Origin of the sequence: Microvirga roseola, from assembly GCF_020866965.1 — a bacterium.
Lineage (GTDB): Bacteria > Pseudomonadota > Alphaproteobacteria > Rhizobiales > Beijerinckiaceae > Microvirga > Microvirga roseola.
The window spans coordinates 131,836-154,719 of record NZ_JAJATX010000007.1 but is presented as its reverse complement, the minus strand read 5'-3'; the positions used below and the strand labels follow the sequence as shown (position 1 = coordinate 154,719).

Below are 22,884 nucleotides of genomic sequence, written 5' to 3'. Positions count from 1 at the left end.
GCTCAACGAATACGCCTTCGATACCTTCATGATCCGCACCCGCGGAAAGGTCTAAATGCCGAAGAAACACGCCGGAACGGGCCGCAGCGGAACGCGACCCGTCCGGAAGGCGATCAAGGCGTTGCCGGCCGTGCTGGCGGCGCTGCTTCTTGTTGCAACGACCGGGAGCTTCCTGGGCGCCTGGTCGTGGCGGCTCGACCTGCTGACGCATTTTCGCCCGCAACTGGCGGCCTTCGGCCTGATCGCCGTCTTCGTTGCCCTCTTGGCGCGTTCCTGGGCAGCCCTGGCGGTGAGCCTCGTCCTGACCGTCGTCAATGCCATGCCGCTCGCGCCCTACATGGCGGGTGACCGTGCCGCGGCAGTCGGCGGCGTAGGACCGAGCGACCGCATCCGCGTCATGACCTTCAACCTGCATGGCGAGAGCACCGATCCGGAATCCTTGCGCCGGCTGATCGAGCGGGAGAACCCGGATGTCGTCCTGCTGACGGAAGTGCCTGATGATGCGGAACGCTCTATTCCGGATGATGGGCGATACCCGCACCGGATCCTGGATCGCCGGGGTTCGCCCCTGGACGTGCTGCTGTTCAGCCGATGGAAGCCCCGGGACTGGTCCGTCGACCGAAGTGTTGCATCCTTCCTCCCCGTTTTGACGGTCGAACTTTGCCATCCTGAAACGGAGACGAAGTGCTTCACGCTTGTGGGGCTTCACGCCGCCCGTCCATTCGGAGAAGCCGGTGTCCGCCGCCAGCGGGCGCAGCTCGGCGCCGTAGCGCGCGAGGTGAAGGCCGCCTCCGGCGGCGCGGTCATCGTGGTGGGTGACCTCAACCTGACCCCTTGGGCTCCGCTCTTTCAATCGTTCACAGAGCAGGCCGGACTGGAGGACAGCGCGAAGGCGAGGGGGCTTGCTGCAACCTGGCTCAACCGCTTTCCCCTCTTTGGCCTCCCGATCGATCATATCCTGGTCAACTCAGGCTTTGAGGTTATCGCAAACCAAGTGGGCGAGGATATCGGGTCCGATCATCTGCCCGTTCTTGCGGATCTGTCGCTCAAGCCGGAACAGGGCTGACGCTCACTTCGGCTTCCGTTGGTTCGGATCGAAGTGCTTCTTCAGGTCTCGCCAGCAATCGATGTAGTTCTCTTGAAGCGTCGGCAGCTCGGCGGCGTATTTCGTGACCCGCTGGGGGAAGCGCGTCTCGAACATGAAGGCCATGGTGCCGGTGAGCTTCACCGGCTTCAATTCCACGTTCGAAGCGTGCTCGAAGGCCATGGCGTCCGGCCCATGCGGCAGCATCTGGTTGTGGAGGCTCATGCCGCCCGGCACGAAGCCCTCGGGCTTGGCGTCGTAGACCCCGTAGATCAGCCCCATGAATTCCGACATCAGGTTGCGGTGGTACCAGGGCGGGCGGAAGGTGTTCTCGGCCACCATCCAGCGTTCGGGAAAGATCACGAAATCCACGTTCGCCGTGCCCGGCGTCTCGGAAGGCGCGGTCAGCACCGTGAAGATCGACGGGTCGGGATGATCGAACATGATCGCGCCGACCGGCGAGAAATGGCGCAGATCGTATTTGTAGGGTGCGTAATTGCCGTGCCAAGCCACCACGTCGAGCGGCGACTGGCCGATCTCCGAGCGGTAGAGCTCGCCGCCCCATTTCACATACAAAAGCGACGGCGCCTCCTTGTCCTCATAGGCCGCGACGGGCGTGAGGAAGTCGCGCGGATTGGCGAGGCAGTTTGCGCCGATGGGGCCACGGTCGGGCAGGGTGAAGGCACCGCCGTAATTCTCGCAGATATAGGCCCGCGCCGGCCCGTCGATCAGCTCGACCTTGAAGATCACGCCACGAGGGATGATGCAGATCTCGCCGGGCTCGATGTCGATCACGCCGAATTCGGTGCGGAACCGAAGGCGGTTCTCCTGCGCCACAATGAGACACTCGCCGTCCGCATTGAAGAAGTACTCGTTCTCCATGGAGCGCGTGGCGAGGAGCATGTGCGCCGCCATGCCGGTTTGCGTATCGGAGTCGCCCGCCGTCGTAATGGTGCGGATCCCGTCGATGAAGGTGAGGGGCTCGTCCGGGATCGGCGTTGGGTCCCAGCGCAGCTGGCCGATGGGAAGCTCGCTCTCGTCGCGGGCTGCCGGAGCCGTGCGCAGGAAGCCCTTGTCGACCTTCACGTATCGGCCCGAATGCTTCACCGCCGGGCGGATGCGGTAGAGCCAGGAGCGCTGGTTGGTGGCCTGCGGGGCAGTGAAGGGCGAGCCGGAAAGCTGCTCGGCATAGAGGCCGTAATTGATTTTCTGGGGCGAGTTGCGCCCGATGGGCAGCGCACCCTCCAGCGCCTCCGTCTCGAAGGAATTGCCGAAGCCCGACATGTAGCCCGGCACGATGGCGCTGGTGCGTTCCTTGGGTGACTGGAACCCGGAGACGTTCTGAAGTTTCATGGCGTTCTCCCTGGAGAGCGAATTGGATGTCCGGGGGGGTATTGACCCTGCGGTCCGGAAATCTAGTTGCTCATGCAACGAATTTCGTTTATTGGTTGCATGAGCAACGGTTTCTGTCAACGATGGCGTCACATTCCGCAGCAAAAAAGGAAGCCCCTGCACCTCTCGTGGTGCTGGAGCGGTTCCTCCCTTACCGGCTCAACGTTCTGGCGAGCCTGACCTCGAATGCCCTGGCGCAGATCTATGCCGAGCGTTTCGGCCTCTCGATCCCGGCTTGGCGGGTCATCGCGACCCTCGGACAGTACGATTATCGCACCGCGCGGGACATCGCGGCCCATGGGGTCATGCACAAATCCACGGTGTCCCGCGCCGTCGCTGCCCTGGAGCAGCGCGGGTTGATCGCGCGCCGTCCCAACCAGGACGACAGGCGGGAGGAGTTGCTGGAGCTGACCGCCGAAGGCCGGGAGATCTACGAGGCGCTGGCGCCCCAGGCGCTCGCCTTCGAGGAGCGCTTCGTGTCCGTGCTCACGTCCGAGGAGCAGAAGCTGCTGGCCGATCTCATCGATCGCCTCAGCGGCCACGCGCGGCTGATGGCGCCCGAGGATGCAGGGGAGGGCGAGGGGTGAAGCTCTACACTTATTTCCGCTCCTCCGCGGCCTACCGGGTCAGGATTGCCCTCCACCTGAAGGGCGTCGCATATGAATCCGTGCCGGTAAACCTGCTGAAAGGGGAGCAGCGGGAGGAGGCCTACGGGGCCGTCAATCCACACAAGCGCGTGCCTTCCCTCGACATCGGCAGCGCCACGCTGGTCCAGTCACCGGCCATTCTCGAATATCTCGATGAGGTCTATCCGGAGCCGCCGCTGCTGCCGGTCGGGGCCGTGAACCGGGCCAAGGCCCGGGCCATCGCCAGCCTGATCGCTTGCGATATCCACCCGCTCAACAATTCCGGCACCCTGGCCTATCTGAAGAAGACGCTGGGCCACGACCAGGCCGCTCTGGATGCTTGGTACACCCATTGGGTGCGGCAGGGCTTCGACGCTATCGAGGCGATGATCGAGCCTGGACCATACGCCTGCGGGCCGCGCGTCACGCTCGCCGATGTCTATCTCGTGCCGCAGGTCTTCAATGCCCGGCGCTTCAACGTCCCCTTGGACGACTATCCGAGGATTCTCGCGGTCGATGCGGCCTGCGCTGCCCTGACCGCCTTCCAAAACGCCGCGCCGGCCAACCAGCCGGATGCGGAGTGAGACGCTGCGCATCCGTCAACGGGGCGGATGCGTTATTCCCGTCACAGGAGCCCTCAGAAGGGGCCGATGCATAACAGGAGGAGACTATGGGACCATTTCCGCACGATGCGCCGCCGCCCGCCATTTCCGATGAGAACCCGATGGGCACGGACGGCTTCGAGTTCGTCGAGTTCTGCCATCCCGACCCTCAGGCCTTGGATCGTCTCTTCAAGACGATGGGCTTCTCCGTCGTCGCCAAGCACCGGTCGAAGAACGTCCTCCTTTACCGTCAGGGCGACATCAATTTCGTCGTGAATGCGCAGCCCGGCTCCTTCGCCGAACGCTTTGCGAGCCAGCACGGCCCCTCCGCGCCCGCCATGGCCTTCCGCGTGGTCGATGCGAAGCACGCCTATGACCGGGCGCTCTCTATGGGGGCGAAGCCGGCTCAGGTTGAAGTCGGCCCCAACGAGCTCGAGATCCCGGCCATCGAGGGAATCGGTGGGCTGCAGATCTATTTCGTCGACCGCTATGGCGCGAAGGGCTCGATCTATGACGTCGACTTCGAATGGCTCGGCGAGCCGGACCCGAAGCCCCGCGGCGTCGGCCTCTATTACATCGATCACCTGACCCACAACGTTTACCGCGGCCGGTTGAACGAATGGGCGGGCTTCTATGAGCGCCTCTTCAACTTCCGCCAGATCCGCTATTTCGACATCGAGGGAAAGCTGACGGGGCTCCATTCCCGCGCCATGACGAGCCCGGACGGCAAGATCCGCATCCCGATCAACGAGGATGCGGGCGAGACGGGTCAGATCGAGGAATACCTGCAGGAGTATAAAGGCGAGGGCATTCAGCACGTGGCCCTGGGCTCCCACGACCTCTACGAATCCATCGAGGCGCTCATCTCGGCCGGGCTCGAGTTCATGCCCGCGCCAAATGACATCTACTACAGCCGTATCGACCAGCGTCTGCCCAGTCACGAGGAGCCCCTCGACCGCCTGCGGAGGAACGGCATCCTCATCGACGGCGAGGGCGTGGTGGAGGGCGGCTTCACCAAGGTTCTGCTCCAGCGGTTCGGCAAGACCGCAATCGGGCCGATCTTCTTCGAGTTCATCCAGCGCAAGGGTGACGAGGGATTCGGCGAGGGCAACTTCAAGGCGCTCTTCGAATCGATCGAGGAGGATCAGATCCGCCGCGGCGTGCTCAAGCCTGACGCCGCTTGAGTTCCGGATAGGACACGATTCGACGGAGAGGCCGGGCACGTCCCGGCCTTTTTGCTGTCTGGACTAGCGGAACTCTGGCCAAACTGTGAACCGGCTTATTCACAGTCTGCCCCAAGGTTACGTTCCTTGAGAGGGGCGATTCCTCTCCTCGCATGCTTCTGACGGCTTGCCGCAAACGCTTGAAATTTAACACTTTGTTAGGAAGCTGGCTGAACCGTTACCGAGCAGTAAACGGCCGATGGCGGAAACGTTGCCTTTGTGCAACATGCCTTCGGAAAGCCCCCTCCGGCGCCCATTTTGCGCCTTGTTTCGGTTGCTTGCGGAGCGGCTCTGGCTAATGTGGCTCCAGCGACGGGGGCACCCCAGTCGTGATCCGGTGAGTCTCAGTCAAAGACGGGGTCACCGGGTTTCTAGGGGAAAAGGGACGTGTTTGAAGCTTCGTTGAAGCTGTCGAGGCACACAAACCCGGTCCCCCAGGGTCTCGAAACTTTGGAGGTCAACCATGAAGCTCGCTAAGAGCCTCTTCCTCGGATCGGCTGCGGCTCTCGCCACCGTCGCCGGGGCTCAAGCTNTAGGGGAAAAGGGACGTGTTTGAAGCTTCGTTGAAGCTGTCGAGGCACACAAACCCGGTCCCCCAGGGTCTCGAAACTTTGGAGGTCAACCATGAAGCTCGCTAAGAGCCTCTTCCTCGGATCGGCTGCGGCTCTCGCCACCGTCGCCGGGGCTCAAGCTGCCGATCTGCCCGCACGTGCGGTCGCTCCGGCTGTTGAATACGTTCGCGTCTGCAACACCTACGGTGCAGGCTTCTTCTACATCCCGGGCACGGAAACCTGCCTGCGCGTCGGCGGCCGCGTCCGCGCTGACTACATCTACGGCGAGACGTTCGACCGTTCGGATGACGCGTTCAACTTCTTCGTCCGTGGTCGCGTCCAGCTCGACGCCCGCACGGCGACTGCTTACGGCCTGCTCCGCACCTTGGTGCGCATGGAGATGAACCGCACGGCTGGTGGCTCCACCAGTGCCAACATCGCGCAGGCCTTCGTGCAGTTCGGCGGCCTGACCGCTGGTCGCGTCACCTCGTTCTTCGCGAACGGCGACCTGCCGACCGGCCACATGGGCACGCTGCGCTTCTACGATGCGCCCGACGTTGACCTGCTCGCCTACACCTTCTCGTTCGGCAACGGCTTCTCGGCCACCCTGTCGCTCGAGGATCAGCTCGAGAGCCGTGTCAATGGCGCCCTCGCGTTCGTTCCCGGTCTCGGCAACGCTCTGGTCTACGCTGGTCAGCGCGCCCCCAACCTCGTCGGTAACGTGAAGTACACCGGCACCTGGGGTACGGCCCAGCTCGCTGGTGCCGTCGGCCAGATCCGCAGCGACAACTTCGTCACCCTTCCGGGCGGCACTGTTGTAATCCCGGATACCGAGTACGGCTTCGCCGTGTCCGGTAGCGTTGGCATCAACCTCCCGATGCTCGGCGCTGGCGACGCTCTGTGGCTCAATGCCACCTACGCCAATGGCGCTCTGGCTTACCTCGGCTTCGGTGAAGGCGCTGGCGCTGGCACGATCTCCTACGGCGTTGCCAATGCCTACGTGAACCCGATCACGGGTGACATCGAGCGCGGTCACGGCTGGTCCATCGCTGGTGGTCTCCGTCACTACTGGACGCCCCAGATCCGCCAGAACGTCTTCGGTTCGTACGCGAGCGTCGAGTACGGCGCAGGCGTTGCTCCGTCGGCGGACTTCCGCGAGTGGCGCGTCGGCACGAACGTCTTCTGGCAGCCGGTTGCCGGTCTCGACATCGGTGTGGAAGTTCTCTACGCCAACATCGACAGCGACGGCTTTACGCCTGCTGGCGTCGAGAACGACGACTTCTCCGGTCGTCTCCGCATCCAGCGCGACTTCTAATCGGTTCAAGCCGATTGGTTGAAGGAAACCCCGGTGGAAACACCGGGGTTTCTTTTTTGCTGATAAGCGGTCGTCGAGTTGATCGCCCTGTGGCAGGTGGGACGCTGCAGGATCTTCAGGGCCGCACTGACCCTGCGCTCCTGGCCATCACCAAAGAGCGACTCCGCGACCGGGCTCGCGTCTATCGTTTTTACCCTGGAGAAGGGATTCAGTCCGGCCGCTCGGCTGCTTGAATCAGCTCTCTGATCGATTCGATCACGCTCCCGTCGAGGGCCGGAGCATGGCCCTGGCCCGGGACGGTGAGGGCCGTTAGGCGAGGATGGCGCTCTTCCATGCTGCGAAGGGCTTCTGCCGTCAGCAGGTCGGAATGGCTGCCCCGGATCGCCAGGACGGGGACAGATTTGAGCCCTTCAAAGAGAGCCCACAGCTCCGGCAGCGGTGTTTCAAGGTCGAGCGCTTCGAGAACGCGCATCAGGTCCGGATCGTAGTTCAGGACGAGCCGTCCTTCCTCTTCCCGCCAGGTCCCGCGCGCCAGCTTCTCCCATTGTTCCTCGGCGAAGCCGGGAAATTGGGCGTCCGACATCTGCCTCAGGATCTCTGCGCCCTCCCGCACGCTCGCCGGTGTGGGGAGCTTTCCCACATAGCTGCGGATCCGGATCAGGCCCTTCCCCTCGATCACCGGGCCCACATCGTTGAGGATCGCTCCAGCGATCAGGGCAGGCCTGACGGCGCTGAGCGCCATTGTGATCAGGCCTCCCCTCGAGGTGCCGACGAAGACAGCCTTTTCGATTCCGGCTGCGGTCAGCACCTGGAGCGTGTCGTTCAGTTCGATCCTGACGTCGTAGTTACGCCAATCCCGGTCCCACTCGGAGCGCCCGCGACCCCGGTAATCAAGGGCAAGAACGCGGCGGGGGCGGGTTTCGTCCTGGCTCAGGGCTTCCGCGAGGTCGTGAAAGTCCTCCGAGGTGCGGGCGAGGCCCGGCAGGTAGACGACCGGCAGGGCATCGCCGATATCCGGGCCGTAATCCCGTGCATAGAGGCGCAGGCCGTCCGAGGCCGATACGAAAAGATCCCGATAGGGGCCGCTCATGTCACATCCGATCCCGGTCTTGCTTCAACGGGCGGCCATCCTGCCCTAATCCTGGGCTTTTGTCGCATCTGCGGTCTCGGGAGCGGGAGGCGTCTTGTCTTTCAGACGCTGCCGGTAAACGTGAAGGTTCTCTATTACCCGCTGGACGTAGTTGCGGGTCTCGTAGAAGGGAATGCGCTCGACCCAGTCGATCACATCCACCTGCGGCTTGCGGGGATCGCCATAGGCGTTGACCCATTTCTTCACATTGCCGCCGCCGGCATTGTAGGAGGCGAAGGCCAGGATGTACGAGCCCTTCCAGTCCTCCATCAGCTCGCCGAGATGCGCCGAGCCGAGTTTGGCGTTGTAGGACGGGTCCTCCACAAGGCGCTTGAGATCGAAGCTGACGCCGAAGCGCTTCGCCGTCATCTTTGCAGTCGCCGGCATGAGCTGCATGAGGCCCCGCGCCCCTGCGCTTGAGACCGCGCGCGGGTTGAAGGCGCTTTCCTGCCGGGCGATGGCATAGACCATTGCGGGCTCAACATCGTCGCCCACCGGCTCGAAATCCGGAATGCCGGCAAGGGGATAGGCGTGCTCATCGAGAGGAAAGCCGCGCTGCTGGGCGATCTTGCCGATGGCGAGAACCGCGCGCGGGTTGCCTTGCGAGGATGCGAGGGCCGCCAGGGCATCGAGCCTTGCGGGATCGTCAAGGGTCTGGGCCAGATCGGTAGAGAGGATGATGGCGATGTCCTCCTCACCGATCTGCTGCAGCAGGCTGATCGCCTGGATCGGGACGAGAGCCTCGAAGACCTTGCGCTCGGTCTCCGTCAGGGGATCGACCGTCCTCAGGGGAACGATTCGGTCCAGTTTGATCTGTGCGAGCTGCCCGTAATAGGTCGTCGGATAACCCGCTGCACGCTCGAAGAAGGCCTTGGCTTCGTCCTTCTTGCCGGCGGCTTCCGCGGCGCGTCCCTGCCAATAGGTGACGCGGGAGACCGAGATGGGTGTCGTGGCGGTTTCTGCGATTGTCGCGAAATGTCGGGCAGCGGTTTGCGGATCGTCCAGGAAACGCAGGGCGATCCAGCCGGCGTGGAACTCCGCCTCGATCTGCTGGGCCGGTGATTCTGCCGTGTGGTGGCTCGCCACCTTATAGGCTGCCTTCGCGTCACCCTCGTCGAGAAGGGTGCGGGCGATCAGGCGCTGCTCGGCCCACCATTCATCCCCGTCGACGCGCAGTTCCGGGTCGCGTGGCGCCTGCGCAATGATCTCCGCCGCCTCGATCAGCTTCTTGCCGCGGCGCAGGTAAAGGGCGCGGGAGAACAGGTAGGACGGATCCTTGCGCAGGGAGGCGGGGACCGCCGCGAAAGCCTTCTCGGCCTTCTTCTTTCCCTGATAGATCCCCCTTCGGGCATCGACGAGGGACTTGTACTCCTTGCCCGCATAGCCCGCCGCGCGCAACGCGCCGCTCCAGCTTTCCTTCAATAGATGCCGTTCCATGCGGAAGCGGTGGTCGGCCACATTCAGCAGATCGGGAAAGCGCTCAACAATGCGCTTCTCGGTATCGGCTCCAAAGGAATCCTCGCGCCAGACATGGCGGATCAGCTCATTCGCTTCCTTCTCAAGACCGTCATCCTTCAGGGCGAAGGCGAGCGCCACCCGCCCAGTGGTGGTGACGGGAGGGTTGTCGGCGAAATAGGCGCGAATTTGCGTCGAAGACCTGCGTTCCGCCAGCAGCGCATCCTCGGCGCTCCTACGGAGCCGCGCGGTCACAGGCCAGTCGGGATAATCTTTCCGGAAGGCGACGATACGATCGAAGCTGACCGGCGTGCGGCTGCGGATGGCGTACCATTCCACGAGGGCCCGGGCCGCCGGTTGTGAGAGCTTCGTCGTCAGGATCTGGGCTTCAGTGAGATCGCCGCTGCGGTAGGCCTTGAGAATGTTGGGCAGGTAGTCCGGATCGCCCGGATCCCGGCTCGCGGATTCGAAACTTTCGAGCGAGCTTGGCGTCTCCGTCTGTGGGAGCGGCTGCGCCTGTTCGGTCTCCGGCGTGTCCGGGACTGGGGGAGTATCGCCGGCGTGAGCGGAGAGGACGGACAATTGGAAAAGAGCGGCCGACGCCAGAAGACGTGTGAGGAGACGCAATTCGAGACTCATCCTGTATTCCCCGCAAGACCCCCTTGTTGCCCGATGTCTTTGTTGTGACGTTTCTCTTGAGGAAACACCAAGAGCCGGGCTAGGACAACCTCTTAAATCGGCTCGTTTGCGCCCATGCGCCGCAACCCTTATGTGTTAAAGCCCGCGGACCTGAAGGCCCTGCGAATTTTTCGAGGATGATCATGACCCAATTCAGAGGCTCCATCACGGCTCTTGTGACCCCCTTCAAGGACGGGGCCGTGGATGAGGCGGCCTTCCGGGCCTTCATCAACTGGCAGATCGAGCAGGGCACGAACGGCCTGGTTCCCGTCGGAACCACGGGCGAAAGCCCCACCTTGAGCCACAAGGAGCACGAGCGGGTCGTCGAGGTCTGCGTTGACGAGGTGAAGGGCAGGGTGCCGGTGATCGCAGGCGCGGGCTCCAACAGCACGGCGGAAGCCATTGCCTTCTCGCAGCATGCGGAAAAGGTCGGCGCGGATGCCGTGCTGATCGTGACGCCCTACTACAACAGGCCGACGCAGGAAGGCCTTTATCAGCACTACAAGGCAATCAACGACGCCATCGGCATCCCGATCATCATCTACAACATCCCCGGCCGTTCGGTGATCGACATGTCGGTGGAGACCATGGCGCGGCTCTATGAGTTGAAGAACATCGCCGGCGTGAAGGACGCCACCGCCAACATGGCCCGCGTCAGCCTGCAGCGGCAGGCCATGGGGCCCGACTTCATCCAGCTCTCGGGCGAGGATGCCACGGCCCTCGGCTTCATGGCCCATGGCGGCCATGGCTGCATTTCCGTCACCTCGAACGTGGCCCCGCGGCTGTGCGCCGAGATGCAGAATGCCTGCCTTCAGGGCGATTACGCGAGCGCCCTGAAGGTGCAGGACCGCCTGATGCCGCTCCACACCAATCTGTTCATGGAAACCAACCCGTCGCCCGTGAAATACGCCGCCTCGGTGCTCGGCCTCATGAAGGACGATGTGCGCCTGCCGATGGTTCAGGTCTCCGAGGGCACCAAGCAGGCCGTGCGCTCGGCCATGGTCCATGCGGGCCTGATCAACACCTGATCGCCATGTCAAAAGACCCGAAGAATGCTCACCGCGTCGTCGCCGACAATCGCAAGGCGCGGTTCAACTACGAGATTCTCGACACCTACGAGGCCGGCATTGCGCTGACCGGTACGGAGGTCAAATCCCTGCGCCAGGGCAAGGCGACCATCGGCGAAGCCTATGCCGGGCCGTCGGGCGAGGAGTTCTTCCTCTTTAACGCCTATATCCCGGAATACCTGCAGGCCAACCGCTTCAACCACGAGACCCGCCGCCCCCGCCGCCTGCTGCTGCACAAGCGGCAGATCAACAAGCTGATCGGCGCGACGCAGCGTGAGGGTTTTACAGTGATCCCGCTGAAGGTCTATTTCAACGACCGCGGTCGGGCGAAGGTGGAACTCGGCTTGGGCCGAGGCAAGAAACTGCACGATAAGCGCGAGACGGAGAAGGAGCGCTCCTGGAACCGGGAGAAGGCCCGTCTCATGCGGGACAAGGGCTGAGAAGACGCCGAGCTCTAAAAATGCAAATGGCCGGGGACGCCCCGGCCATTGTCTTATCGGAAGTCGGTCCGGCCCTCAGATCTCGAAATCGTCGTCCTGCGGCTGGCGGATGCCGTAACGGCTCTCGAGGGCGCCGTTGCGTGGCTGCGGACGCGAACGCTCGAGGCGCTCGCCGTTCTCGCTCCGCTGGGGCCGGTCGGACGGGTCGCGGCCGATTCGGGAGGCGAGCTGCGACAGGTCGAGGAACTCGTCCGCCTGCCGGCGCAGCTCGTCGGCCACCATGGGAGGCTGGGTCGTGACGGTGGAGACCACCGAGACCCGGACGCCCCGGCGCTGCATGGCCTCGACCAGCGAGCGGAAGTCCCCGTCGCCGGAGAATAGGACCATGTGGTCGATATAGGGAGCGAGCTCGAGCGCATCGATGGCGAGCTCGATGTCCATGTTGCCCTTCACCTTGCGGCGGCCGGCGGAGTCGACGAATTCCTTGGTGGGCTTCGTCACCACCCGGTATCCGTTATAGTCGAGCCAGTCGATCAGAGGACGGATGGACGAGTATTCCTGGTCCTCGACGAGGGCCGTATAGTAGAAGGCCCGGACGAGGGTGCCGCGTCCCTGGAATTCCTTCAGAAGACGCTTGTAGTCGATATCGAAGCCAAGGGTCTTTGTCGTCGCGTAAAGATTGGCGCCGTCAATGAAGAGCGCGATCCGCTGCTGACCTGACATGAGTATTCTCTTTCATGCCTGCTTGGGCGGCATCACAACCTAACTTGTCAAAGCGACATCTCTTATTCACGCTTGAAAACATCTGCGCGATAAAATTACGACGTGCCCGAAAACAGGCTGTTGCTAACCCTTCAGACGAGTAAAATGACAACGCCGCAGACTAAAGACCTGTCCCTCCATTGAGTCAAGTTGTCGCTCCTGTGGCAGTCAAGCCATTTATGCAGAAGTAAACAGCTTTTTACGATTTGAGGCTGCGACTTCCCGGTTTGACGGCGGGGAGGGCGGCGAGCTCGGGCGGAAGCTGGTCCGGCGGATAGGCCGGAATGTCGAGCTGGACGAGGGACACGAGGGGAGCGCCCAGATCCGCCTTGCCGCCCGACCGGTCGATGAGGCAGGCCGCGCCGAGAAGCTGGCCGGGATGCTCCTTGAGGGCCGCCAGGCACTCGCGGGAGGACAGGCCCGTGGTCACGATGTCCTCTACCATGACCACCCGCGCGCCCTCCGGGATTGCAAAGCCCCGCCGCAGGGCGAACACGCCGTTCTCCCGCTCGACGAAGATGGCCTTGGCCCCCAGGTGCCGCGCCGTCTCGTAGCCCGGCACGATGCCGCCCACGGCCGGCGAGACCACGTAATCGACGGGCCCATAGGCCTCCCGGATCTTCTCCGCCAGGGGCCGGCAGACCCGCTCGGTGCGGGCCGGATCCTGGAACACGAACATCTTCTGCAGGAAGACCGGGCTGTGCAGCCCCGACGAGAGAACGAAATGCCCCTCTAGCAGCGCGCCAGCGGAGCGGAATTCATCGAGGACATCGTTCGGGTTCATGGCCTTGTCTCCTGCACGGAGGCTCTTTGGCAGGGGCTGCCGTGAGAGGCAAGAGGCGACTGTCGGTCGTCACGAAATCTGTGCGAGCCAGCCGGGCAGTTCGGACAGGGATGCGAGCTCCTTGAAGCGTGGATGCGAGGTGGGGATGGGGGCCGCCTCGTGGGCCCAGATCAGGTGGTACGGGACGAGAGCGGCATAGCTGCCTGCTTTCCAGTGCCGGCAGGATATAGGAGCGGACGGAATTGCCGACCATGGCGGCCTGCTCCGCGCCGGCTCCGTGGCGGGCGAAGGCGCGGCGGTAGGTTTCCGCGGTCTTCTCGCTCACGATCTCGACGCCGGAGAAGAACGAGCCCAGCCCCGAGGCTGCGAGCTTCGATTCCTGGTGAAAGAGATCGCCCTTGGTGATGAGGACCAGCCGGTAATCAGCGGAGAGTTCTTCGAGGGCCTCCTGAACGCCCGGGAGCGGCTCCACGGGATGGGCCAACATCTCGCGCCCGGCGGCGAGGATTTCCTAGAGCACGGCGCTGGACACCTGACCCCGGCTTACCTCCAGCGCGGTTTCCAAAAGCGAGAGGGTGAAGCCTTTCGCGCCATAGCCGTAGAGGCCGAGATTGCGCTTCTCCGTTGCCGCAACCTCCTCTTCGAGCCTTTTCGGATCGACGAAGTCGGAGAGCAGGTCACTGAAGCGCCAGCGCGTCATCTGGTAGAAGGTTTCGTTGTGCCAGAGCGTGTCGTCGGCATCGAGGCCTAGAACCGTGACGGACATTTGCAAATCCTGGAATGGCGTTTCAGCGGTGCTGTCGCGCCGCCTGTACGAACGCGCTGAACAACCTGTTGCCGGGATTGTCCTGAGTTGCAAAGGCCTCCGGATGCCACTGGACGCCGATAGCGAAACGCCTGGAAGGAATCTCGACGGCCTCGATCACCCCATCATCCGCCCTGGCGGCCACGACGGCCTGATCGGACACAGCGACGACCGCTTCCTGATGGCGGCTGTTCACGTCGAGCCGCGTCGCGCCCACGATGCGCGAGAGCATCGTACCCGGCACGATCTCAACTGAATGCATGGCGGCCCGGTCATCGTGGGTGAGAACATGCGAGCGGGTTTTTTGCACCTCATGCACCATGCGTGCGCCGTGAAGGCAGGCGAGCATCTGCATGCCGTTGCAGATGCCGAGCACCGGCTTGTCGCGGTCGAGGAACCCTCGCATGAGCGCCTGCTCGACCTCGAGCCGCTCGGAGGACGGATAGCGCGACCCGTCGCCGGGGACGTACCATTCGCTCGGGAACCGGATGCGCCCGCCGACACTGATGAAGCCGTCGAATTCTTCTGTGACCGGCTCGATCATATCACTGACGTACGGGATGCCGAAGGGAAGTCCCCCGGCGCGCTGCACGGCAATGAAATAGGCCTTGGTCGTGTCGTAGCGCGTGCCGTCACCGCTGGTGTTCTCATCCATGATGACGGCGATGCGAGGCTTAGCTGACATGGAAATCCTATCCTGTCACCCGGTCGACGCGGCTCACCACGCGCTTGGCGCGCAGTTCGGCGATGATGGCGTTGAGGTGCTTCAAGTCCCAGACGGCGAGATCGATGGTCACGTCCGTGAAGTCCTGGGTGCGGCGCTTCATGGCGACATTGTCGATATTGCCGTCATGGTCGGCGATGACCTGGGCGATCTGGGCAAGCGAGCCGGGCTCGTTGATCGACTGCAGCTTGATGCGGGCCGGAAAGCGCTGCGTGTCGCCAGCTTCCAGATCCCAGCGCACGTCGATCCAGCGGTCGGGCTCGTTATCGAAGGCCGCAAGGGATGACGATTGGATGGGGTAGATGGTGACGCCTTCGCCGGGCGTCAGAATGCCGACGATGCGGTCTCCGGGAACGGCTCCGCCTTCCGGGGCGAAGCGGATCAGAACGTCTCCGTTGAGGCCGCGGATCGGGATGCCGCGTGCCGAGTCGCCGGGCGTCTTGCCGGCCGAGCCATCGCCCTTGATGGCCTGACCCACGACCCGCGTTTCGGTGCCGCCGCGCCGCTCCTCCTTGTAGTCCGGATAGACGGCGCGCACCACGTCGCCGGAGAACATCTCACCCCGGCCTACGGCCGCCAGCACATCCTCGATGGAGATGCGCGCCAGGCGGGGCAGGGAGCCTTTCAGCTTCTCGTCCGAGAAGGGGTGGCCGGCGCGCTCAAAGGCGCGCTCCAGGATCTGCCGGCCGAGGCCGGTATATTGCTGGCGCACGGCTGCGCGGGTGGCGCGGCGGATCGAGGCGCGCGCCTTGCCGGTGACGACGAGGGATTCCCAGGCGGCCGGCGGCGATTGTCCTTCCGCACGCACGATCTCCACCTCGTCGCCGTTCTGCAGCTCCGTCAGCAGCGGCGAGATCCGGCCGTTGATCTTGCAGCCCACCGCCGTGTTGCCGACATCCGTGTGGACTGCATAGGCGAAGTCGATGGGGGTCGCCCCGCGGGGCAGGGCGATGAGACGGCCCTTCGGCGTGAAGCAGAAGACCTGGTCGTGGAAGAGTTCGAGCTTCGTGTGCTCCAGGAACTCCTCCGGGTTGTCGCCTTCGGCGAGGAGGTCGATGGTGCGCCGCAGCCACTGATAGGCGCGGCTTTCGTTCGCAAGGCGCGAATTGTCGTTGATGCCCTCCTTGTAGAGGGCATGCGCCGCGATGCCGTATTCCGCAACCTCGTCCATCGCCTTGGTGCGGATCTGAAGCTCCACGCGCTGGCTCCCCGGGCCGATCACCGTGGTGTGGATGGAGCGATAGTCGTTCTGCTTCGGGGTCGAGATGTAATCCTTGTAGCGCCCCGGCACCATCGGCCAGGTCGTGTGCACGACGCCGAGCGCCCGGTAGCACTCGTCCACCGTATCGACGAGAACCCTAAAGCCGAAGATGTCCGACAATTGCTCGAAGGAGACGGACTTGCGCTCCATCTTGCGCCAGATCGAGTAGGGGCGCTTCTGGCGTCCGGTGACCTGGGCTCCGATCCCTTGGGCGCTGAGTTTCGTGGTCAGATCCCGCTCGATCTCCTCGACAAGCTTTTCGGCCTTCACGGTCACTTCCGCGAGGTGTCGGCTGATCGCTCCATAGGCTTCCGGATCGAGGTTCTGGAACGCAAGGTCCTCCAGCTCCTCACGCATCTCCTGGATACCCATGCGGCCGGCGAGCGGCGCATAGATCTCCAGGGTCTCCTCGGCGATGCGCTTGCGCTTCTCCGCAGGCATGAACTGGAGGGTGCGCATGTTGTGCAGGCGGTCGGCGAGCTTGACCAGAAGCACCCGCACGTCATCGGCGATGGCCAGGAGCAGCTTGCGGAAGTTTTCGCCCTGGGCCGCCTGTTTCGACACGAGGTCGAGGCGCTTGATCTTGGTCAGGCCGTCGACGAGTGCGCCGATCTGCGTCCCGAAGGTCTTGTTGATCTCCTCCAGCGTCGCCTGGGTGTCCTCCACCGTGTCGTGGAGAACCGCCGCCGCGATGGTGGCGTCGTCGAGCTTCAGGTCCGTGAGAATCGCCGCGACTTCGAGGGGATGGCCGAAGAAAAGGTCGCCGGATGCGCGCTTCTGGTTGCCGTGTGCCATCATGGCGTACACGTAAGCACGGTTGAGAAGCGCCTCGTCGGCCGAGGGGTTGTAGCGCTTGACCCGCTCGACGAGTTCGTACTGGCGCATCATACGGCGGCCATCTCCTTTCCCGGATTATCTGGCTGAAGGCAAAAAGGCCTTGAAAGATATTGTACCAAGCCTTGCCACCGCAAGCTGAATACCTTGCCGCAGGGGGATAAAACCGAGTGGTGGTTAAGAGCGCGCATGAAAAAGCCCGGCTCAACGGCCGGGCTTCGGAAAGACGGGATGTCCTGAGGCTTATTCGCGGTCGTCGTCGTCCGCGCTGCTGCTCGGGGGAACGAGGCCTTCCAGGCCGCGGAGCAGGTCTTCCTCGCTCATGCGGTCGAACTGGACATCGGCATCGTTGTCGCTGCCTGCGGGAGCGGCTGCGGCGGTGTTGCTGAGCATCGGAACGGCTTCCGCCTCCGGCTCGTCCACCTCGACATACTTCTGCATCGAGTGGATGAGCTGTTCCTTCAGGTCGTCGGGAGCAATGGTCTCATCCGCGATCTCGCGGAGGGCCACGACGGGGTTCTTGTCGCGGTCGCGATCGATGGTGAGCGGCGAGCCCGAGGAGATCAGGCGCGCCCGGTGACTGGCCAGCAGCACGAGCTCAAACCGGTTTTCGACCTTGTCGATGCAATCTTCGACGGTCACACGAGCCATTGAAAGGCTCCTTCTTCAGGTTCGGAATATCGGGAGGGGGCTGGGATACACCGATTGGGCCAGGAAAACAAGGGGATAACCCTCGCCCTCATCGGGGCCGGATCAAACACTACATGATTACATAGGGTGTGCAGGCGCAGGCCGGGCGGCCGGGCATGGGAATAAGCTCTTCCTATGACACGTGGAGAGTGGACTTTGACAAGCGCTATCGCTGTCCTGCTCACTTTGTTCCCGCTCCTGCTGGTCGCGGCCGTCCTGGCCGGTCGCCTGCTGGACCGGGGCGTTCCTTCCAACGACCCGGCCGACCGGGGCATTCTGAAGGGCTGGCGTCGCCGCATTCCCTGATCCGGCAGCATTCTGGTGCGGAGAGGCGTGCTCTGCGCCTTGACTCCTCCGCCTGCCAGTGCGAGTCCCGCGCGGTTCTTGAGGCAATAAGGGTTTTTGCTCCTGATGAAGCGCGCATTCGTTTTTCCGGGCCAGGGCAGTCAGTCCGTCGGGATGGGCAAGGCCCTTGCCGAGGCCTTTCCCCGGGCCAAGGCCGTTTTCGACGAGGTGGACGACGCCCTCTCCCAGAAGCTTTCCACCCTCATGTGGGAAGGCCCGGCGGAGGACCTGACCCTGACCGCCAACACCCAGCCGGCCCTGATGGCCGTGAGCCTCGCGGCGATCCGGGTCCTGGAGGCGGAGGTCGGCTTCGACCTCGAGAAGCATGCCGCTTTCGTCGCCGGGCATTCGCTGGGCGAGTATTCGGCGCTCACTGCTGCGGGCAGCCTGTCCATCGCCGATACGGCCCGACTCCTCCGGATCCGCGGCAATGCCATGCAGAACGCCGTGCCCGTGGGGCAGGGCGCCATGGCGGCGCTCCTCGGGCTTGAGTTCGACGCGGCCCTGGAGGTCGCCAGGGAGGCGGCCCAAGGCGAGGTCTGCGATGCGGCCAACGATAATGGCGGCGCCCAGGTGGTGGTGTCCGGCCACAAGACGGCCGTCGAGCGGGCCGTCACGATCGCTCAAGGAAATGGCGCCAAGCGCGCCGTGATGCTGGCCGTGTCCGCCCCCTTCCATTGCGCCCTGATGCAACCGGCCGCCGACGCCATGCGCGAGGCGCTGGCGGGCGTCACCGTCAACGCTCCCATCGTTCCGGTCGTGGCGAATGTGGAGGCTGCTCCTATCACCGATCCGGCCGCGATCCGCGATGCCTTGGTCCGCCAGGTCACGAGCACCGTCCGCTGGCGCGAGAGCGTGGCCTATATGGCGGTGCAGGGTGTTGAAGCCTTTTATGAGGTCGGGTCCGGTAAGGTCCTGACAGGATTGGTGAAACGCATCGCGGCGGGAGCCTCCGCCACCGCCATCGGCACGCCCGAGGATGTCGCCGCCTTCAAAGCCTCCCTGCAAGGATAACAGGAGCCCTGCATGTTCGATCTGACCGGCCGCAAGGCTCTCGTCACCGGCGCCACCGGCGGCATCGGCGGGGCCATCGCCCGCGCCCTTCATGACCGCGGCGCGACCGTCACCCTGTCCGGAACCCGCCGCAGCGTTCTCGACGAGATCGCCTCCTCCTTCGGGGAGCGGGTCCACGTCGTCGAGGCGAACCTCTCGGACAAGGATTCGGTCGAGGCTCTCGTTCCGGCTGCGGAAGCGGCCATGGATGGGCTCGACATCCTCGTCAACAATGCGGGCGTGACGAAGGACAACCTCTTCATGCGCATGAAGGACGAGGAGTGGGACACGGTGATCGCCGTTAACCTGACTGCGGCCTTCCGCCTCTCCCGCGCCGCGGTGAAGGGCATGATGCGCCGCCGCTACGGACGCATCGTGAATATCGGCTCGGTCGTCGGCTCCACGGGCAATCCGGGGCAGGGGAATTATGCCGCCTCCAAGGCGGGCCTCATCGGCATGACCAAGGCTCTGGCGGCGGAAGTCGCGAGCCGCAACATCACCGTGAACTGCGTCGCCCCGGGCTTCATCCAGTCCCCGATGACCGACGCCCTCAACGAGAAGCAGCGCGAGGCGATCCTGGGAACGATTCCCATGGCGCGGCTCGGCCAGGGGGACGAGATCGCCTCCTCGGTGGTGTATCTCGCCTCGAGCGAGGCCGGCTACGTGACGGGACACACCCTGCACGTGAACGGCGGAATGGCCATGTTTTAAGGCTTTTGGCGGGGCGGCGGAATTCTGTTCGAACGCTCCGCCACCCCCCTCGCCAGACCGGATAAGCTTGTGTTAATCATGAGCCCGATCAGGTCAAAGGGGTTGACCGGCGCTCAAAAATGCGGCTTTGCACGGCGCAGGGTAGCCGTTTCAGCGTTGTCAGCTGAGCAGCTGATCTAAATTCAATTCTTGATCCGCCCAATCCTGAGGCGGCAGCCACTGAGGAAGAAACGATGAGTGACGTCGCTGATCGCGTGAAGAAGATTGTTGTCGAGCACCTCGGCGTCGAAGCCGACAAGGTGACCGACAACGCCAACTTCATTGACGACCTGGGCGCCGACAGCCTTGATACGGTCGAGCTGGTCATGGCGTTCGAAGAAGAGTTCAACGTCGAGATCCCGGACGACGCGGCCGAGACCATCGTGACGGTCGGCGACGCCATCCGCTTCCTCGAGAAGAACGCGGCCTAAAGCCGTCAGGGCGTCGGGTGACTCATCCGACGCCCTAATTTTATTCAGTTTTAGGGCAGAACGATTATGCGCCGGGTTGTTGTTACTGGTCTTGGCATGGTTACCCCGCTGGGAAGCGGAGTGGACGCCACATGGTCCCGAATCCTGGAAGGCCAGAGCGGCGCCAATAAGGTCACCGATTTCCAGGTCGACGACCTCGCCTGCCAGATCGCCTGCCAGATCCCGCGCGGCGATGGCTCCGACGGCACCTTCAATGCCGATGAATGGATGGAGCCCAAGGAGCAGCGCAAGGTCGACCCCTTCATCGTCTACGCCATGGCCGCGGCCACCCAAGCTCTCAGGGACGCGGAGTGGAAGCCGACCTCTTACGAGGACCAGTGCGCCACCGGCGTGCTCATCGGCTCCGGCATCGGCGGCATCGGCGGCATCTACGAGGCCTCCGCCACCCTGATCGAGCGCGGCCCGCGCCGCATCTCTCCCTTCTTCATTCCCGGTCGCCTCATCAATCTGGCGGGCGGCTATGTCTCCATCGAGCACGGCCTGAAGGGCCCGAACAATGCGGTCGTGACCGCCTGCTCCACCGGCGCTCACGCCATCGGCGATGCGGCGCGCCTGATCGCCCTTGGCGATGCGGACGTGATGGTGGCGGGCGGCGCGGAATCGCCGATCAACCGGCTTTCCATTGCGGGCTTTGCCGCCTGCCGCGCGCTCTCCACCAATTTCAACGACAACCCCACCAAGGCCTCGCGTCCCTACGACAAGGACCGTGACGGCTTCGTCATGGGCGAGGGCGCAGGCGTCGTGGTGCTGGAGGAGTACGAGCACGCCAAGGCGCGCGGCGCCAAGATCTACGCCGAAGTCATCGGTTATGGTCTCTCGGGCGACGCCTATCACATCACCTCGCCATCGGAAGACGGCGACGGGGCCTATCGCTGCATGTCCGCGGCGATCAGGCGCGCCGGCATTCCGGTCTCCGAGATCGACTACGTCAACGCCCACGGCACCTCGACGCCGCTCGGCGACGAGATCGAACTGAAGGCAATCGAGCGTCTCGTGGGGGATGCCGCCGGCAAGCTCACCATGTCCTCGACCAAATCGGCCGTCGGGCACCTGCTGGGTGCAGCGGGCTCCGTGGAGGCAATCTTCGCGGTACTCGCGATCCGCGACGGCATCGTTCCGCCGACCATCAACCTCGACAATCCCTCGGTGGACACGGCCATCGACCTCGTGCCTCACAAGGCGAAGCGCAAGGAGGTCAATGTGGCCCTCTCGAACTCCTTCGGGTTCGGTGGGACAAACGCATCGCTGATCTTCCGCCGGGTTGCCTGAAGACATCTCAGGTCCGTTACGGCTTTTCGCCATAATCCCCGCTAGAACTCGCTTGGTCTTCCAGAGGCGAAGCGAGTTCCAGCTCCTTGAGGCCGCATGATCCGGGCATGTAACGGAATTTCCACCTGCCCCCGTCATGGTCTAGGCTGTCGAGCGACCGGGTCACCGCCGGTCGGTACCAGAAAAGCATCGTGATGTTCGGACGAAAAAAACAAACGCTGATGATGACCCCGGAGGATGGGGAGTCCCAGGATCACCTGCAGCCGCGCCTCGCGCCTCGCTCCCCGAGCGAGGCCATCAAGCCGATGCCGGCCCCGCCGCCCCCGCCGCGGCTGCGCCGCCGGCGGCGCGGCATGCTGTCCCTGCTCAGCGGCCTCCTGACCCTCTTCGTGGCGGTCGCCATCGGCGCCATGATCGGCTTCTCCATGCTGCAGCAGCAGGCCGAAGAGCAGGGGCCGCTGCAGAGCGACAAGGTCGTCCTCATTCCCCGTAATACCGGCACGAGCGGCATCGCCAACATCCTCAAGGAGGAGGGCGTGATCGAGCGGCCGCTGATTTTCGAGCTCTATGCGCTCATCAGCCGCCAGCGCGGCCAGATGAAGGCGGGCGAGTTCCAGTTCAAGGCCGGCACCAGCGTCGCGGAAGCCGTCGATACCCTGGTTCAGGGCAAGGCGATCCTGCACTCCGTCACGGTTCCCGAGGGGCTCACGAGCGAGCAGATCATCGCGCGCCTTTACGAGAACGAGATCCTGAGCGGCGACATCGTCGAGACCCCGCGGGAAGGCACCCTGCTGCCCGATACCTACAAGTTCGAGCGCGGCACGACCCGCCAGCAGATCGTCAACACCATGCAGTCGGCCCAGCGCCAGGCCCTGAACCAGATTTGGCAGCGCCGGTCCCCGGACCTGCCCATCAAGTCCCCGCAGGAACTGGTCATCCTCGCCTCCATCGTCGAGAAGGAGACAGGCCGGGCCGACGAGCGCACGCGCGTCGCGGGCGTCTTCATCAACCGGCTCATGAAGCGCATGAAGCTCCAGTCCGATCCCACCATCGTTTACGGATTGGTGGGCGGCAAAGGCACTCTGGGCCGGGGAATCATGCGCAGCGAGATCGAGCAGGCGACCCCCTACAACACCTACGTGATCGAGGGCTTGCCCCCGGGGCCCATCGCCAATCCGGGCCGGGCCGCCCTCGAGGCCGTGGCCAATCCGTCCCGCACCAAGGACCTCTACTTCGTCGCGGACGGCACGGGCGGTCACGCCTTTGCCGAGTCCTACGAGCAGCACAAGCGCAATGTTGCGCGCTGGCGGCAGATCGAGAAGACGCGCGCCACGACCGAGACCGACAACGTGGACAAGGCAGAGCCGGACGAAGCGGCCGGCGATATCAGTCAGGAACTGCGGGGCGCCGCCGCTCCCGGCCGGCGCGGCTTCGACGCCAGCGAGGGGACCGACAAGGATCCCCTGAAGAACAAGAGCTTCGACCTAACCAATCCGAAGACGGTTCCGACCCTGGCGGAGCCGTAAGGTCCAAGAACAAATCGACTCCGTGATC

Annotated in this window: 21 protein-coding genes and 1 pseudogene; 13 read left to right on the top strand and 9 right to left on the bottom strand. The window is 63.9% G+C overall.

Annotated features, from left to right (window positions below; translation table 11 throughout):
* The first annotated feature begins 55 nt into the window (after positions 1-55).
* Positions 56-1,066, top strand: coding sequence for an endonuclease/exonuclease/phosphatase family protein (locus LG661_RS07265; RefSeq protein ID WP_230531209.1), 1,011 nt, complete (start codon positions 56-58; stop codon positions 1,064-1,066).
* 3 nt (positions 1,067-1,069) lie between these two features.
* Here LG661_RS07265 and hmgA read toward each other — a convergent pair whose 3' ends face one another.
* Complete coding sequence (gene hmgA, locus LG661_RS07260) at positions 1,070-2,437, bottom strand: homogentisate 1,2-dioxygenase (protein ID WP_230531208.1); 1,368 nt, start codon at positions 2,435-2,437, stop codon at positions 1,070-1,072.
* A 122-nt stretch (positions 2,438-2,559) separates the two neighbouring features.
* On the opposite strand from hmgA, the gene LG661_RS07255 reads away from it, so the two are divergent.
* The 4 genes from LG661_RS07255 to LG661_RS07240 all read left to right on the top strand — a co-directional run bounded on the left by LG661_RS07255 (position 2,560) and on the right by LG661_RS07240 (position 6,793).
* The gene (locus LG661_RS07255; protein WP_230531207.1) at positions 2,560-3,063 is read left to right on the top strand and encodes a MarR family winged helix-turn-helix transcriptional regulator; all 504 of its coding nucleotides are present in this window, start codon (positions 2,560-2,562) and stop codon (positions 3,061-3,063) included.
* Positions 3,060-3,686, top strand: a complete 627-nt coding sequence (maiA, locus tag LG661_RS07250) for a maleylacetoacetate isomerase (protein WP_230531206.1) — start codon at positions 3,060-3,062, stop codon at positions 3,684-3,686. Before LG661_RS07255 ends, maiA begins: the two co-directional genes overlap by 4 nt.
* 86 nt (positions 3,687-3,772) lie before the next feature.
* Positions 3,773-4,888 carry a 4-hydroxyphenylpyruvate dioxygenase gene (hppD, locus tag LG661_RS07245; protein WP_230531205.1) on the top strand — a complete coding sequence of 372 codons (1,116 nt, stop codon included), beginning with the start codon at positions 3,773-3,775 and terminating at the stop codon, positions 4,886-4,888.
* 663 nt (positions 4,889-5,551) lie between these two features.
* Positions 5,552-6,793 carry a porin gene (locus LG661_RS07240; protein WP_230531204.1) on the top strand — a complete coding sequence of 414 codons (1,242 nt, stop codon included), beginning with the start codon at positions 5,552-5,554 and terminating at the stop codon, positions 6,791-6,793.
* A 208-nt stretch (positions 6,794-7,001) separates the two neighbouring features.
* Here the strand turns inward: LG661_RS07240 and LG661_RS07235 are convergent, their stop codons facing one another.
* A complete protein-coding gene (locus tag LG661_RS07235) occupies positions 7,002-7,883 on the bottom strand; it encodes an alpha/beta fold hydrolase (protein ID WP_230531203.1) in 882 nt (293 codons plus the stop codon).
* Positions 7,884-7,928: 45 nt separating this feature from the next.
* Positions 7,929-10,016: a lytic transglycosylase domain-containing protein gene (locus LG661_RS07230; protein ID WP_230531202.1), complete on the bottom strand. Its 2,088-nt coding sequence runs from the start codon at positions 10,014-10,016 to the stop codon at positions 7,929-7,931.
* Between the two features lie 182 nt (positions 10,017-10,198).
* Here LG661_RS07230 and dapA point away from each other — a divergent pair, with 182 nt between their 5' ends.
* Both dapA and smpB read left to right on the top strand, forming a co-directional pair.
* On the top strand, positions 10,199-11,083 hold the full coding sequence (gene dapA / locus LG661_RS07225) for a 4-hydroxy-tetrahydrodipicolinate synthase (protein WP_230531201.1): 885 nt from the start codon (positions 10,199-10,201) through the stop codon (positions 11,081-11,083).
* Positions 11,084-11,088: 5 nt separating this feature from the next.
* A complete protein-coding gene (gene smpB, locus LG661_RS07220; RefSeq protein ID WP_407666672.1) occupies positions 11,089-11,562 on the top strand; it encodes an SsrA-binding protein SmpB in 474 nt (157 codons plus the stop codon).
* Between the two features lie 75 nt (positions 11,563-11,637).
* On the opposite strand, the gene LG661_RS07215 is transcribed toward smpB, so the two are convergent.
* The 6 genes and pseudogenes from LG661_RS07215 to rpoZ form a co-directional block, all read right to left on the bottom strand.
* Positions 11,638-12,285, bottom strand: a complete 648-nt coding sequence (locus LG661_RS07215) for a LabA-like NYN domain-containing protein (protein WP_230531200.1) — start codon at positions 12,283-12,285, stop codon at positions 11,638-11,640.
* Between the two features lie 238 nt (positions 12,286-12,523).
* Entirely contained in the window at positions 12,524-13,108 is a 585-nt protein-coding gene (gene pyrE / locus LG661_RS07210) for an orotate phosphoribosyltransferase (RefSeq protein ID WP_230531199.1), read from the bottom strand.
* Between the two features lie 69 nt (positions 13,109-13,177).
* Positions 13,178-13,874 (bottom strand): annotated as a pseudogene (locus LG661_RS07205) (HAD family hydrolase).
* Positions 13,875-13,896: 22 nt separating this feature from the next.
* Complete coding sequence (locus LG661_RS07200; protein ID WP_230531198.1) at positions 13,897-14,598, bottom strand: gamma-glutamyl-gamma-aminobutyrate hydrolase family protein; 702 nt, start codon at positions 14,596-14,598, stop codon at positions 13,897-13,899.
* Between the two features lie 7 nt (positions 14,599-14,605).
* Positions 14,606-16,786, bottom strand: coding sequence for a RelA/SpoT family protein (locus tag LG661_RS07195; RefSeq protein WP_230531197.1), 2,181 nt, complete (start codon positions 16,784-16,786; stop codon positions 14,606-14,608).
* A gap of 189 nt (positions 16,787-16,975) precedes the next feature.
* Positions 16,976-17,383, bottom strand: a complete 408-nt coding sequence (rpoZ, locus tag LG661_RS07190; protein WP_230531196.1) for a DNA-directed RNA polymerase subunit omega — start codon at positions 17,381-17,383, stop codon at positions 16,976-16,978.
* Positions 17,384-17,578: 195 nt separating this feature from the next.
* On the opposite strand from rpoZ, the gene LG661_RS07185 reads away from it, so the two are divergent.
* From LG661_RS07185 to mltG, 6 genes are all read left to right on the top strand, one after another.
* Positions 17,579-17,728, top strand: a complete 150-nt coding sequence (locus LG661_RS07185) for a hypothetical protein (RefSeq protein WP_230531195.1) — start codon at positions 17,579-17,581, stop codon at positions 17,726-17,728.
* Between the two features lie 105 nt (positions 17,729-17,833).
* Positions 17,834-18,781 carry an ACP S-malonyltransferase gene (fabD, locus tag LG661_RS07180; RefSeq protein ID WP_230531194.1) on the top strand — a complete coding sequence of 316 codons (948 nt, stop codon included), beginning with the start codon at positions 17,834-17,836 and terminating at the stop codon, positions 18,779-18,781.
* Between the two features lie 12 nt (positions 18,782-18,793).
* Positions 18,794-19,531: a 3-oxoacyl-[acyl-carrier-protein] reductase gene (gene fabG / locus LG661_RS07175; protein WP_230531193.1), complete on the top strand. Its 738-nt coding sequence runs from the start codon at positions 18,794-18,796 to the stop codon at positions 19,529-19,531.
* 233 nt (positions 19,532-19,764) lie between these two features.
* Positions 19,765-20,001: an acyl carrier protein gene (locus tag LG661_RS07170; RefSeq protein ID WP_009764365.1), complete on the top strand. Its 237-nt coding sequence runs from the start codon at positions 19,765-19,767 to the stop codon at positions 19,999-20,001.
* A 66-nt stretch (positions 20,002-20,067) separates the two neighbouring features.
* The gene (gene fabF / locus LG661_RS07165; RefSeq protein ID WP_230531192.1) at positions 20,068-21,330 is read left to right on the top strand and encodes a beta-ketoacyl-ACP synthase II; all 1,263 of its coding nucleotides are present in this window, start codon (positions 20,068-20,070) and stop codon (positions 21,328-21,330) included.
* A gap of 194 nt (positions 21,331-21,524) precedes the next feature.
* On the top strand, positions 21,525-22,856 hold the full coding sequence (gene mltG, locus LG661_RS07160) for an endolytic transglycosylase MltG (RefSeq protein WP_407666671.1): 1,332 nt from the start codon (positions 21,525-21,527) through the stop codon (positions 22,854-22,856).
* The last annotated feature ends 28 nt before the right edge of the window (positions 22,857-22,884 follow it).

Excerpts from the sequence above, each read along its gene's own strand:
- LG661_RS07170 (WP_009764365.1), top strand. The coding sequence starts at position 19,765 with ATGAGTGACGTCGCTGATCGCGTGAAGAAGATTGTTGTCGAGCACCTC.
- LG661_RS07195 (WP_230531197.1), bottom strand. The coding sequence starts at position 16,786 with ATGATGCGCCAGTACGAACTCGTCGAGCGGGTCAAGCGCTACAACCCC.
- LG661_RS07200 (WP_230531198.1), bottom strand. The coding sequence starts at position 14,598 with ATGTCAGCTAAGCCTCGCATCGCCGTCATCATGGATGAGAACACCAGC.
- pyrE (WP_230531199.1), bottom strand. The coding sequence starts at position 13,108 with ATGAACCCGAACGATGTCCTCGATGAATTCCGCTCCGCTGGCGCGCTG.
- rpoZ (WP_230531196.1), bottom strand. The coding sequence starts at position 17,383 with ATGGCTCGTGTGACCGTCGAAGATTGCATCGACAAGGTCGAAAACCGG.
- hmgA (WP_230531208.1), bottom strand. The coding sequence starts at position 2,437 with ATGAAACTTCAGAACGTCTCCGGGTTCCAGTCACCCAAGGAACGCACC.
- LG661_RS07240 (WP_230531204.1), top strand. The coding sequence starts at position 5,552 with ATGAAGCTCGCTAAGAGCCTCTTCCTCGGATCGGCTGCGGCTCTCGCC.
- dapA (WP_230531201.1), top strand. The coding sequence starts at position 10,199 with ATGACCCAATTCAGAGGCTCCATCACGGCTCTTGTGACCCCCTTCAAG.
- LG661_RS07265 (WP_230531209.1), top strand. The coding sequence starts at position 56 with ATGCCGAAGAAACACGCCGGAACGGGCCGCAGCGGAACGCGACCCGTC.
- hppD (WP_230531205.1), top strand. The coding sequence starts at position 3,773 with ATGGGACCATTTCCGCACGATGCGCCGCCGCCCGCCATTTCCGATGAG.
- LG661_RS07215 (WP_230531200.1), bottom strand. The coding sequence starts at position 12,285 with ATGTCAGGTCAGCAGCGGATCGCGCTCTTCATTGACGGCGCCAATCTT.
- fabD (WP_230531194.1), top strand. The coding sequence starts at position 17,834 with ATGAAGCGCGCATTCGTTTTTCCGGGCCAGGGCAGTCAGTCCGTCGGG.
- fabF (WP_230531192.1), top strand. The coding sequence starts at position 20,068 with ATGCGCCGGGTTGTTGTTACTGGTCTTGGCATGGTTACCCCGCTGGGA.
- fabG (WP_230531193.1), top strand. The coding sequence starts at position 18,794 with ATGTTCGATCTGACCGGCCGCAAGGCTCTCGTCACCGGCGCCACCGGC.
- LG661_RS07235 (WP_230531203.1), bottom strand. The coding sequence starts at position 7,883 with ATGAGCGGCCCCTATCGGGATCTTTTCGTATCGGCCTCGGACGGCCTG.
- smpB (WP_407666672.1), top strand. The coding sequence starts at position 11,089 with ATGTCAAAAGACCCGAAGAATGCTCACCGCGTCGTCGCCGACAATCGC.
- LG661_RS07255 (WP_230531207.1), top strand. The coding sequence starts at position 2,560 with ATGGCGTCACATTCCGCAGCAAAAAAGGAAGCCCCTGCACCTCTCGTG.
- mltG (WP_407666671.1), top strand. The coding sequence starts at position 21,525 with ATGTTCGGACGAAAAAAACAAACGCTGATGATGACCCCGGAGGATGGG.
- LG661_RS07230 (WP_230531202.1), bottom strand. The coding sequence starts at position 10,016 with ATGAGTCTCGAATTGCGTCTCCTCACACGTCTTCTGGCGTCGGCCGCT.